We start from the raw sequence: 11993 nt of genomic DNA on the forward strand, positions 1-11993 counted from the left end.
ACTGACATTTCCGCAAGGGAAAGTTTGCGGGCTGATTGGTCATAATGGTTCCGGTAAATCGACGCTTTTAAAAATGCTGGGTCGCCATCAACCGCCTTCCAGTGGCAAGGTGTTGCTCAATGATGTGCCATTATCGCTATGGGACAACAAGGCTTTTGCCCGCGAAGTCGCTTATTTGCCGCAGCAATTACCGGCAGCTGAAGGGATGACAGTGCGCGAGTTGGTCGCGATTGGCCGTTATCCATGGCATGGTGCGCTAGGGCGTTTTCGTCAGGAAGACCGCGAACAGGTGGAAGACGCGATTGCACTGGTGGATTTAAAACCTCTAGCGAATCGGTTGGTCGACAGCTTATCCGGTGGTGAACGCCAACGCGCCTGGCTGGCGATGATGGTGGCGCAAAATAGCCGATGTCTGCTGCTTGATGAGCCGACCTCGGCACTCGATATCGCACATCAGGTTGAGGTGCTGGGGCTGATTCAGCGGCTTAGTCGCGAGCGCGGCCTGACAGTTATTGCGGTATTACACGATATCAATATGGCGGCCCGTTATTGCGACCATTTGGTGGCGCTACGTGGTGGTGAGATGATTGCGCAAGGCCCTGCTGACAGCCTGATGCAAGGTGCTGTTCTGGAGCAGATTTACGGTATTCCTATGGGAATATTGCCCCATCCGGCCGGTGGTGCGCCGGTAAGTTTCGTGTATTAATGAAAATGCATTTACCCATCAAACACACTCATCTGACGCCGCCAGACCTTACCCGCCGTAGATTGCTCACTGCGCTGGCCTTATCGCCATTATTGTATTCATTACCCGGATGGGCGGTAAATTCTCCTAAGAGTGATAGCCGCAGGGTGGTTGCTCTGGAATGGTTGCCTGTTGAGTTGTTGCTGGCTTTAGGTGTGACGCCGTATGGTGTAGCAGATACTCATAATTACCGGCTATGGGTTGAAGAACCAGAATTGCCTGCAACTGTCATTGATGTCGGCCAGCGCACCGAACCTAATCTGGAATTGCTACAGCAAATGGCTCCGTCACTGATTCTGATGTCTGAAGGTTTCGGCCCTTCACCGGAAAAACTCGCACCGATCGCCCCTTCGATGAGCTTTGCTTTTAGCCAACAGGGCAGTACTCCTCTTGCCGTCGGTAAAAATTCACTGCGTGCACTAGGGGGTCGTCTTGGATTAGAGGCCGCTGCCGAACAACATCTCGATGATTTTAATCAATTTATGCAAGCTGCTCGCCAACGCTTCTCCGCTAGCCGTAACACATCATTACTGATGTTTTCTCTGTTGGACACTCGCCATGCCTTGGTCATCGGCCAAGGTAGCTTGTTCCAGGATGTATTAAACGAATTGAATATTAAAAATGCCTGGCAGGGTGAGACTAATATCTGGGGCAGTGCAGTGGTGGGAATCGAACGTTTAGCGACAGTAAAACCAGGGCGAGCAATGTGCTTTGTTCATGGTAATAGTGGAATGCTACAACAGGTTACCCGCACACCATTATGGCAATCCATGTCATTTGTGCGTCAAAATCAATTACAGATACTGCCTGCGGTATGGTTCTATGGCGCGACATTATCCGCCATGCGATTTGTGCGGTTATTAGAATCGGCATGGGGCAAATCTTCATAATGGCCAAGACTCTGCGTAAAAGCTGGTTTCTGCCGGCCGGCATATTGAGCTTACTGCTGATTTTTGCCGTGGCGTTGACGTTATACAATTTTAGTCAGGGACTACCAGCCTCGCTCTGGGGGGCCGCACTATGGCAGCCTGACAGCGATGACGTGCGCCAAATGTTATTCCATTACAGCCAACTGCCTCGGCTGACGGTGGCATTGTTAACTGGTGCTGGATTGGGGCTGGTGGGGGTTTTGTTCCAACAAGTCTTACGTAACCCACTGGCTGAACCAGCTACATTGGGCGTGGCTGCGGGAGCCCAGCTTGGCCTGACTATCGCGACATTATGGATGCTACCCGGTGGTGAACTAACCCGCCAACTGGCAGCAATGGCCGGTGGCATTCTTATTGGTGTGTTGGTGTTCGGTGTGGCTTGGGGTAAACGCATGTCACCCGTCACACTGATACTGGCGGGATTGGTACTCGGTCTTTACTGTAGCGCGGTCAGTAATCTGCTGGCGCTATTTAATTATGACCAACTGCAAGGCTTGTTCCTGTGGAGTAGCGGTGCTCTGAATCAACAAGATTGGAGCACGGTACAGTTTTTACTGCCTCGCTTGCTGATAACCGGTGTATTGGCTGCTTTATTGATTCGCCCTTTAACCTTGCTCGGGCTGGATGATGGTGTCGCTCGTAATCTCGGGTTAGGGTTGTCATTAGCACGGCTGTGTGCGCTGGGATTGGCAATCCTGTTTAGTGCAATGTTAGTCAATGCTGTCGGGGTGATTGGTTTTATTGGCCTCTTCGCACCTTTGTTGGCAAAAATTCTCGGTGCTCGCCGCTTATCGCAACGCCTGATTTTGGCACCTGTATTGGGGGCTTTATTGTTGTGGGCAACGGATCAAGGGCTAATCTGGTTGGCACAGATTTGGCAAGAGATTCCCACAGGGGCGGCGACTGCGCTGATTGGAGCACCACTACTATTATGGCTGTTGCCGCGCTTACATAGCGCGACGGCCCCCAGCATGGATTTTGGCGATAACGTTCCCGCTGAACGGCAACATTTGGGCTTATGGATCAGCGGTGGTTTACTCATCCTGCTCGCTGGATTAGCCGTGGCACTGATGTTTGGTCGTGATAGTTACGGTTGGAATTGGATTAGCGGTGATGATATTCAGGCATTATTACACTGGCGCTGGCCACGAGTATTAGCGGCATTGGCCGCCGGTATGATGCTGGCGGTCGCGGGAACATTAATTCAAAAACTAACAGGTAATCCGATGGCCAGCCCCGAAGTTCTGGGGATAAGCTCTGGCGCATCTTTTGGTGTGGTGATAATGATGTTTATCGTGCCAGGTAATGCACTGGCATGGCTGCTACCCGCAGGTAGTTTAGGTGCGGCCGCGACCTTATTATTGATTCTGATCGTTGCAGGGCGGGGCGGTTTTTCTCCCGGGAGAATGCTATTGGCCGGGATTGCACTGAGCACCGCTTTTACCACGGTAATCACCATGTTACTCGCCAGTGGTGATCCACGAATGCGCGGCTTGCTGGCATGGATTTCAGGCTCTACCTATGCTGTTGATGGTTCACAAGCACTCAGTACTGGTGCTATTGCTCTGGTTCTGATCGCATTAGCACCGCTGTGCCGCCGTTGGTTAATGATTTTGCCATTGGGGAGTGTCACGGCAAGAGCTCTAGGCGTAGCGCTGGCACCTAGCAGGTTAGCTATTTTGTTATTGGCCGCCATTATGACAGCGGCAGCCACACTAACTGTTGGGCCATTAAGTTTTGTCGGCCTGATGGCACCTCATATGGCTCGCATGTTGGGCTTTCGCCGAGCCATTCCACAGCTATTTATTGCGGCCATTTTAGGTGGTTTATTAATGGTATTTGCTGATTGGTGCGGCCGGATGTTGTTGTTCCCGAATCAGATCCCAGCGGGTTTATTGGCGACATTTATTGGCGCACCGTATTTTGTTTATTTATTGCGTAAACAGGGGCGGTAACTAGATTTTATTAATACCATCTCCCAGCATAGGGAGATGGCTAATTTATTGATATTAAAGCTGTGCAAAGCACCGACGAGCAGCATCAACCGTTTTCTGGATATCTTCTTTGCTGTGCGCCACTGACATAAAGCCAGCTTCAAAGGCTGAAGGAGCCAAATAAACACCTTCTTCCAGCATCAAATGGAAGAAGCGTTTAAAGCGTTCTACGTCACAATTCATCACATCCTGATAGCAAGTCACTGTTGGAGCATCAGTAAAGAATAAGCCGAACATACCGCCAACGTGGTTAACCACCAGTGGGATATTTTCTTCTTTAGCTGCATGTAGCAAACCATCTGCCAGTAAATCGGTCAATTCAGTCAGCGTTTCATGAATACCCACCTGCGCAACTTCAGTCAGACAGGCAAAACCGGCAGCCATGGCTATTGGGTTACCAGACAGGGTTCCTGCTTGATAGATCGGGCCAGTTGGTGCTAGTGCATCCATCACATCGCGACGGCCACCAAAGGCACCCACTGGCATACCACCACCAATTATTTTACCCAGACAGGTCAGGTCAGGAATCACATTGTAGTAATCCTGCGCACCCGCTAATGCGACACGAAAACCGGTCATCACTTCATCGATAATCAACAGTGCGCCAAACTCGTCACACAATGCGCGCAGACCCGGTAGGAACTCTGGCAATGGTGGCACGCAGTTCATGTTACCGGCGACAGGCTCGACAATAATACAGGCGATATCGAGGGGGTATTGCTCAAAGGCTTCACGCACAGAAGCTAAATCGTTATAAGTACAAGTCAGGGTATGTTTGGCAAAATCAGCAGGTACGCCGGGCGAGTTAGGTTGACCCAGTGTCAGAGCACCTGAGCCGGCTTTAACCAGCAGACAGTCTGCATGGCCATGATAGCAGCCTTCAAACTTGATGATTTTATCGCGGCCAGTAAAGCCACGGGCCAGACGAATGGCACTCATCGTTGCTTCAGTTCCTGAGTTGACCATTCGCACCATGTCCATAGTTGGGACTAAATTGGTGACCAACTCGGCCATTTTCACTTCCATCTCTGTCGGTGCACCAAAGCTCAGGCCGCGCTCCACGGCTTCAATCACGGCCTGACGAATTGCCGGATGATTGTGCCCCAAGACCATTGGTCCCCAAGAACCAACATAATCAATATAGGCTTTACCGTCTACATCAAACAGATAAGCGCCATCGGCACGTTCGATGAATAATGGGACTCCACCGACACCAGTGAATGCACGCACTGGAGAGTTAACCCCGCCTGGGATCAACTGTTTAGCCTGGGCATACAGACTTTCGGACTTACTCATAAACTGGCTCCTGAATTTGGCGACATTAACCTTGGTATTAGCCTTGGTTATAACAATGCGGCTTATTCTAAAGGACTGGCAGCGGTTATCAAATGATTGGGCATATTTTACGTATAGCTTGCGCGATGTGCCGCAAACTCAAGAAAAAAGCTTTTTCTGAGCAAGATCATTTCATCGGCGTTTAAACAGGCGCACTAGCAGCGTGTAGGCTAGACTCATACAGCGGATTTGTATTACTTATTATTTAACTGACAAGCATACAAACTATGACTGATTCAACCCAAAATATAGCTGCTGAAAGTATTTCTGAAGTTAAGCGTGGTCGCTTTATTCACGCACTGGTTAATCGTGACACAACACCTTTGGTCATTCTTATCATGGCTGCTGTCGTTGGAGCAGTTACTGGTTTATTGGGTGTGGCATTCGATCGTGGCGTTGATTGGATCCAGCAAGAGAGATTGGCAACCTTGGCTAAAGTTGCTGATAGTGCGATTTTAGTTTGGCCGCTGGCTTTTATTATGTCGGCAGTGCTGGCTATGGTGGGCTATTTTCTGGTGCGCCGTTTTGCTCCTGAGGCGGGAGGATCGGGAATACCTGAAATAGAGGGTGCAATGGAAGAGATGCGGCCCGTTCGCTGGTGGCGCGTCATCCCGGTCAAGTTCATTGGTGGGCTTGGTACGCTCGGTGCTGGCATGGTATTAGGCCGAGAGGGGCCAATGGTACAAATGGGGGGCAACAGTGGGCGAATGGTTGTCGATATCTTCCGCCTACGCAGCGCTGAAGCGCGTCACTCATTATTAGCAACCGGTGCCGCTGCGGGGCTATCAGCTGCTTTTAATGCCCCGCTAGCTGGGATTTTATTTGTTATCGAAGAGATGCGCTCGCAGTTCCGCTATAGCTTAGTTTCAATTAAAGCTGTCTTTGTGGGGGTTATCACTTCAACAATCGTTTACCGCTATTTCAATGGTGAGCGTGCAATTATTGATGTAGGTAAACTCAGTGATGTTCCTCTGAATACCTTATGGCTCTATTTATTACTAGGCATTATTTTTGGCGCAGTGGGAGTGATGTTCAATGCACTAATATTTCGTACACAAGATCTGTTTATACGTTTTCATGGCGGCGACTGGCGTAAGTTGGTACTGATAGGTGGTCTGCTGGGCGGGATGTGTGGCTTACTTGCATTGATTCATGGCGAGGCCGTGGGCGGCGGTTTTGCATTAATTCCTATTGCTGTCGCCGGCAATTTCAGCATTGGTATGTTGCTCTTTATTTTTGTTGCCAGAGTGATTACCACTTTGCTGTGTTTTGGTTCTGGTGCCCCTGGTGGGATATTCGCCCCGATGCTAGCTCTGGGAACCATTCTGGGCACTGCTTTTGGTTTGTCCTGCGCGCACTTTTTCCCACAGTACAGCATTGATGCCGGTACTTTTGCTATTGCTGGTATGGGCGCGTTGTTTGCTGCCTCGGTACGTGCGCCATTGACTGGGATCGTGTTGGTGCTGGAAATGACCGATAATTATCAGCTTATTTTACCAATGATTGTGACTTGTCTGGGGGCGACTTTAATAGCGCAGTTTATGGGAGGGCAGCCCTTGTATTCAGCTATTTTGGCCCGCACATTACAAAGACAAGAGCAGGCAGCAAAGGCAGCAGAACAACAGGCAGCGGTTGAAAGTAGCACTCAAACAGGTAGATAATATATAACATTAAGCCACAATACTTGAATGAATTACTCGGGTATTAGATAATCAATACACAGATCAGGCTGCCATTGTAGTAACCTGCACCTCGAACACCGGTTGGGAGTGATAAGTATGAGCGATGAAACAGTACTGCCCCTGCAGTTTACCGAGGCAGCGGCAAAAAAAGTGAAACTGCTGATTTCTGATGAGGAAAATCCAAATCTGAAGCTGCGGGTTTACATTACCGGTGGAGGATGCAGCGGGTTCCAGTATGGCTTTACTTTTGATGATCAGATAAATGATGGCGATATGACCATTGAGAAGCAAGGTGTCGAGTTGGTCGTTGATCCCATGAGCCTACAATATCTGGTTGGTGGTGCAGTGGATTACACGGAAGGCTTAGAAGGCTCTCGCTTTATCGTGACTAACCCGAATGCGAAGAGTACCTGTGGATGCGGTTCTTCTTTCAGCATCTAATTTACCCTTAACAGCAATGAGTTAGGGTATAAGACCACTGCTAGATTTTCGATAAAAAAACCGCAGCTTTAATAACTGCGGTTTTTTTATATCTGAATATTACCATTCTACAGTAATTAATTGCGCCATCTGGCCGGCACGGGTTTTGTTAATATGCGGACCATTTGATGCAATAAAGGAATGGCTGATTTTAGGTTCTGTAACCAATCCATTTCCGCTATGACACTGTATTTCTGGATAATTTATTTTTGGGACATTAACTATGTGTTCGTTTTGATTTGGCGATTGTACCTGACAAAATGGCACTATAGTCAGTTGTAAATTTATTGTGCCGCTTAGCCCCTGGGCTAGCGACGGACTGGCAAGAAAGACCAGCCAAAACATCAACAAAAAATATTTCATGATTTATAACAACATTTTTAACTGCCGCTACCGGAGTCGGTAGCGATAACTCTAGATATCGGCTAATTATTTAAAAACTTGAAGATTTAACTCACACTAAAAACGTATTTCATCTTTATTTACATGACTTGTAGGCTCAGTAAGAGCCTACAAGTAAGCATATTGTATAAAATATAACCTACGTCTGACAATCAAAAACTGAAAATTATGACTACTGCTCTATTTCAAATGTGGGTAGTTTTAAGCGCCAGCGGATAGCGGCAAGCCGGATACCAAGGGTTATCACCATGCCCAGCATCATTGCTTGTTGCAGTGGCATACCAAAAGTATAAAACGCAGTAGCATGCACAATGCCACCAATGATGCAGGCAGTGGCATAGATTTCAGTACGCAGGATCATTGGGATCTCGCGGGCTAATACATCACGGATGATCCCACCTCCGACGCCGGTTATCACCCCCATACAGATAGCTACTAGCGGGCTGGCGCCAGCAGCAAAGGCTTTATTGACCCCGATACCCACGAATACCGCTAGACCAATAGCATCCAGTACGGGCAGGATCCATTTTGGGGTTCGTCGTGGTTGCCGCACCAGCAAAATAGTTGCCAGACAAGTTACCATCGCAACAACTAGATCTGTGGGATCTTTCACCCAAAATACAGGGCCATTCGCTAAGGCCATATCGCGAATTGTGCCGCCACCAACGGCTGTCACGACACCCAATACCAGCACACCAAACGGGTCCATACGCAACTTCCCCGCCAGCAATACACCAGAGATTGCAAATACCGCAGTACCTAAAATATCCAGCCAATAAACCAGCATTAATGTGACTCCGCCACAGAGGATGGAAGGCTGGCCATTTGTTGGCACAGCTGTTTAGCGGCCAGCAGAATACGTGGGCCAGCGCGATTAAACCAGTCCTCATTAAGAGTTATTATTGGTACTGTAAGTTGGGGCTGCCAGAAAGCGCTGATGTTATTTGCTTGAGACTTATCACCGCTGACTACGATCACCTGTGGTTGGCGGATCATCACTTGTTCACGGCTGACCTGTGGCCAGGGAACGCGACTGCCAGCAAAAATATTTTCACCACCACAAAGGGAAATAACCTCACTCTGCAATGTATGTCCGGAACTGGTAAACAGAGGCTGAGAACCAAATTGCAGGAACGTGCGTAATGGTTGGCTGCGTGCATTATGGCTACGTAACTCGCGAACTTCCTGGCGTAGCTGTTGCGCAGATTGATGTGCTTGCTCTGGATATGGGCTGTATTGAGCCAATTTATCCAGATCATCCGCTATCTGATCAATATTAACGGGATCAGAATAGAAGATCGGAATACCAAAAGAGGCTAATTGATCTAGTGGACGTTGCGGGTTCCCCCCACGCCAGGCGAGGATCAAATCAGGCTTTAATGCCAGAATACGTTCGACATTTACCCCCTGCCACGAAGCAACATGTTCTAGTTTTTTAGCGGCTGCTGGGTAGTCAGAGTAAGCACTTACGGCAACCAGTTTATCCCCAAGCCCAGCGGCATAGGCCATTTCTGTAGTACTGGGTGATAAACTGATAATCCGCTCTGCCGCTAGAGCGGGTGAGTTAAACAGGCCGAGCAACAATAACATCGCTGCTTGGGGCAGGATTATTGTTGCTCGTAGCAAGGAGATAATGTTAAACCGCACCATTAACTGCGTTTAGCCAGTGACGTTAACATTGCTTCTATCATCAGCGTCGACTGTTTAGCAGCGACAACCAGGAATTCATCAAAACTTAAATGAGATTCTTGATCGGCAACATCAGAAATAGCTCGTACGACAACAAAAGGTGTCTTGAATAGGTAACAAACATGACCGATAGCCGCTGCTTCCATTTCAACTGCTGCAACGCTCGGGAAGGTGGCGCGAATGCGAGTCAAAGGAGCTGCACCATTGATAAAGGCATCGCCACTGCAAATCAGGCCGCGTACTGCATTTAAATCCAATTGTTTGATGCAACTTTCAGCTAATTCAATCAACTTTGGATCAGCAATGAAAGCTGCTGGGCAACCGGCCATTTGGCCAGGCTCGTAACCAAAAGCCGTCACATCAGCATCGTGATAGCGAACTTCGGTAGAAACCACGATATCACCGACTTTCAGGCTAGAGGCCAGGCCACCAGCAGAACCGGTATTGATAACAATGTCGGGTTGGCAATGTTCTAACAAGAGAGTGGTGCCCATTGCGGCAGACACTTTACCGATACCGGATTTCAATAAGGCGACATCAACGCCATTGAGTTGGCCGGTGTAAATTTCACAACCCGCGCGAGACAAGGTTTGGCGATTTTCAATTTTGTCACGTAGCAATGTGACTTCTTCTTCCATTGCGCCAATAATTCCTACTTTCATATGGATACCCACCGATTTTAAAGGATTAATTAATCTGTAATAAGCCATACACAGTTTATCAGGTAAGTGAGATTGCCGGGTAGTTCACCAAAGATAATGCGTAATGTGCCGCAGTTCATACGCAATCAGCCAAAGTTCACACGTAATCAATTGCATCTTCTGCTGAGAGTGAGTATCACTGTATTTAGATGAATGATCAGGGGGTAATATGTCCGGGATCGACTTTAAACAGAAAATTAGTGTTCAGCGGCCATTTGGTAAACCCAGTTCGGCTGAAGATGAGTATGATATTACCCGGGTATTTGAAAGTGATCGCGGCCGAATTGTAAACTCTGCCGCTATCCGGCGTTTACAACAAAAAACACAAGTCTTCCCGTTGGAGCGTAATGCCGCTGTCCGTAGCCGTTTGACTCATTCGCTGGAAGTTCAGCAAGTTGGCCGTTATATCGCCAAAGAGATCCTCAATCGTTTTAAGCAAGATAAAAAAATCAGCGCCTATGGGCTGGATAAACTGCTGGATCCTTTTGAAAGTATTGTAGAAATGGCGTGTCTGATGCATGACATCGGTAACCCGCCTTTTGGGCATTTTGGTGAATCAGCAATTAATAATTGGTTTACTAAACAAATGGATCCTAATGGTGGCGGTGCAGAGCCGCGGGGCAAGGATCAATGCCTGGTTAATACATTAAAATTGCGGGAAGGGGAGACTGAACTCAATATTCTACGTAGTAAAATTCGCCAGGATTTAAGCCATTTTGAAGGTAATGCACAAGCGATTCGTTTGGTTTACAGCTTATTAAAGCTTAACCTCACTTATGCACAGGTTGGCTGTATTCTTAAATATACCAAACCGGCTTATTGGTCTGGCGATATTCCAACTTCTCATGACTATTTGATGAAGAAACCAGGCTTTTATCTTGCTGAAGAAGAGTATGTTAAAGATTTACGTCGTGAACTTAATATGGGGGAGTTTAATCGTTTTCCGTTGACCTATATTATGGAAGCTGCGGATGATATCTCTTATTGCATTGCCGATTTAGAAGACGCAGTCGAAAAAAATATTTTCAGTGTTGAACAACTTTATGATCATATGGTGCAAGAGTGGGGGGAGACTACTCATGGTGATTTGTTTGATAAAGTAGTTGGCGGTGCATTTCGTCAATTAGGTCGAGGGCAAGGTCGGCGTAGTTCGGAAGACCAATTCTTTATGTATTTACGGGTGAATACTGTCGGGAAATTAGTTCCGCATGCTGCTCAGCGTTTTATTGAGAATCTGCCCGCGGTGTTTTCTGGTTCGTTTAATCAGGCTTTATTAGAAGATTCCAGTCCGGCGTGTAAATTACTGCAAATTTTTAAAAAGGTAGCAGTGAAACACGTATTTAATTATCCTGAAGTGGAACAGCTTGAATTGCAAGGATATAGAGTTATTAGTGGCTTGCTTGATATTTATAGCCCGCTATTAGCGATGCCGCAAACGGCATTTACGCAATTAGTCGCTGAAGACAGTCATCGGGAATACCCCATTGAGACGAGATTATTCCATAAGTTGTCGACTAAACACCGCCTGGCTTATGCAGAGTCAACAGAGCGGTTGCGTCATTTATCGCCAGAACAACATGAGATATATGAATATTATTACCGAGCGCGTTTAATTCAAGACTATATCAGTGGCATGACCGATCTTTATGCCTATGATGAATATCGGCGTTTGATGGCTGCGGAATAGTATGCAGGAAAACTAAAATGTCCGTTTAATTAACTATAGATTTGTAAAGACGGACAATATTTTTTACTTTTCTCATTATTGGTTCTCTGAACTTCATCCCCCATATTTAATCTTACTATGCAAGACGACTATATCCTTCTTGCTTGAGATTGCCGTGGTGTTGGCTGTTTGCATTTACCCGATTCACTAAATTGAGTTCGATTATCGGGTTCACCAGCTTCACCTGCGGCAAGGCCAATTATTATGGGATAAGTCTGTTATACACCATTTATTGACTCATTATTAATTGTATAGCGAGAGCCAGAATACATGAAAAAAACAACTTTAGTGTTAAGTGCATTGGCATTGA

11 protein-coding genes are annotated in these 11993 nt (G+C 47.3%); 6 read left to right on the plus strand and 5 right to left on the minus strand.

Features of this window, described 5'->3' with window-relative positions; translation table 11 throughout:
- The 3 genes from fhuC to fhuB form a co-directional block, all read left to right on the plus strand.
- A partial coding sequence (gene fhuC, locus ACNSO8_RS07015; protein WP_418394223.1) for a Fe3+-hydroxamate ABC transporter ATP-binding protein FhuC occupies positions 1–706 on the plus strand: 706 nt, incomplete at its 5' end.
- Positions 706–1635 carry a Fe(3+)-hydroxamate ABC transporter substrate-binding protein FhuD gene (gene fhuD, locus ACNSO8_RS07020; RefSeq protein ID WP_418394224.1) on the plus strand — a complete coding sequence of 310 codons (930 nt, stop codon included), beginning with the start codon at positions 706–708 and terminating at the stop codon, positions 1633–1635. The genes fhuC and fhuD, both read left to right, overlap by 1 nt.
- The gene (fhuB, locus tag ACNSO8_RS07025) at positions 1635–3629 is read left to right on the plus strand and encodes a Fe(3+)-hydroxamate ABC transporter permease FhuB (protein WP_050162036.1); all 1995 of its coding nucleotides are present in this window, start codon (positions 1635–1637) and stop codon (positions 3627–3629) included. The genes fhuD and fhuB overlap by 1 nt, the downstream gene beginning before the upstream one ends.
- 54 nt (positions 3630–3683) lie before the next feature.
- Here the strand turns inward: fhuB and hemL are convergent, their stop codons facing one another.
- A complete protein-coding gene (gene hemL / locus ACNSO8_RS07030) occupies positions 3684–4964 on the minus strand; it encodes a glutamate-1-semialdehyde 2,1-aminomutase (protein WP_418394225.1) in 1281 nt (426 codons plus the stop codon).
- Between the two features lie 266 nt (positions 4965–5230).
- On the opposite strand from hemL, the gene clcA reads away from it, so the two are divergent.
- Positions 5231–6664: a H(+)/Cl(-) exchange transporter ClcA gene (clcA, locus tag ACNSO8_RS07035; protein WP_046051571.1), complete on the plus strand. Its 1434-nt coding sequence runs from the start codon at positions 5231–5233 to the stop codon at positions 6662–6664.
- A 117-nt stretch (positions 6665–6781) separates the two neighbouring features.
- Positions 6782–7126 carry an iron-sulfur cluster insertion protein ErpA gene (gene erpA, locus ACNSO8_RS07040; protein WP_004706254.1) on the plus strand — a complete coding sequence of 115 codons (345 nt, stop codon included), beginning with the start codon at positions 6782–6784 and terminating at the stop codon, positions 7124–7126.
- 99 nt (positions 7127–7225) lie between these two features.
- On the opposite strand, the gene ACNSO8_RS07045 is transcribed toward erpA, so the two are convergent.
- The 4 genes from ACNSO8_RS07045 to mtnN all read right to left on the minus strand — a co-directional run bounded on the left by ACNSO8_RS07045 (position 7226) and on the right by mtnN (position 9918).
- Positions 7226–7528, minus strand: a complete 303-nt coding sequence (locus tag ACNSO8_RS07045) for a hypothetical protein (RefSeq protein WP_074011473.1) — start codon at positions 7526–7528, stop codon at positions 7226–7228.
- Positions 7529–7739: 211 nt separating this feature from the next.
- A complete protein-coding gene (locus tag ACNSO8_RS07050; RefSeq protein ID WP_005164092.1) occupies positions 7740–8354 on the minus strand; it encodes a TRIC cation channel family protein in 615 nt (204 codons plus the stop codon).
- Positions 8354–9217 carry a vitamin B12 ABC transporter substrate-binding protein BtuF gene (gene btuF / locus ACNSO8_RS07055; protein ID WP_050159186.1) on the minus strand — a complete coding sequence of 288 codons (864 nt, stop codon included), beginning with the start codon at positions 9215–9217 and terminating at the stop codon, positions 8354–8356. Before btuF ends, ACNSO8_RS07050 begins: the two co-directional genes overlap by 1 nt.
- On the minus strand, positions 9217–9918 hold the full coding sequence (mtnN, locus tag ACNSO8_RS07060) for a 5'-methylthioadenosine/S-adenosylhomocysteine nucleosidase (protein ID WP_019080467.1): 702 nt from the start codon (positions 9916–9918) through the stop codon (positions 9217–9219). Before mtnN ends, btuF begins: the two co-directional genes overlap by 1 nt.
- A 208-nt stretch (positions 9919–10126) precedes the next feature.
- Between mtnN and dgt the strand changes: the two genes are divergently transcribed.
- Positions 10127–11644 (plus strand): dGTPase, encoded by a 1518-nt coding sequence (gene dgt / locus ACNSO8_RS07065; RefSeq protein ID WP_019080466.1) that lies wholly within the window; start codon positions 10127–10129, stop codon positions 11642–11644.
- The last annotated feature ends 349 nt before the right edge of the window (positions 11645–11993 follow it).

This window comes from Yersinia sp. LJYL362, from assembly GCF_048323875.1.

Coding starts and splice junctions, on each gene's coding strand:
- btuF (WP_050159186.1), bottom strand. CDS start 9,217: ATGGTGCGGTTTAACATTATCTCCTTGCTACGAGCAACAATAATCCTG.
- mtnN (WP_019080467.1), bottom strand. CDS start 9,918: ATGAAAGTAGGAATTATTGGCGCAATGGAAGAAGAAGTCACATTGCTA.
- ACNSO8_RS07050 (WP_005164092.1), bottom strand. CDS start 8,354: ATGCTGGTTTATTGGCTGGATATTTTAGGTACTGCGGTATTTGCAATC.
- dgt (WP_019080466.1), top strand. CDS start 10,127: ATGTCCGGGATCGACTTTAAACAGAAAATTAGTGTTCAGCGGCCATTT.
- hemL (WP_418394225.1), bottom strand. CDS start 4,964: ATGAGTAAGTCCGAAAGTCTGTATGCCCAGGCTAAACAGTTGATCCCA.
- clcA (WP_046051571.1), top strand. CDS start 5,231: ATGACTGATTCAACCCAAAATATAGCTGCTGAAAGTATTTCTGAAGTT.
- erpA (WP_004706254.1), top strand. CDS start 6,782: ATGAGCGATGAAACAGTACTGCCCCTGCAGTTTACCGAGGCAGCGGCA.
- fhuD (WP_418394224.1), top strand. CDS start 706: ATGAAAATGCATTTACCCATCAAACACACTCATCTGACGCCGCCAGAC.
- ACNSO8_RS07045 (WP_074011473.1), bottom strand. CDS start 7,528: ATGAAATATTTTTTGTTGATGTTTTGGCTGGTCTTTCTTGCCAGTCCG.
- fhuB (WP_050162036.1), top strand. CDS start 1,635: ATGGCCAAGACTCTGCGTAAAAGCTGGTTTCTGCCGGCCGGCATATTG.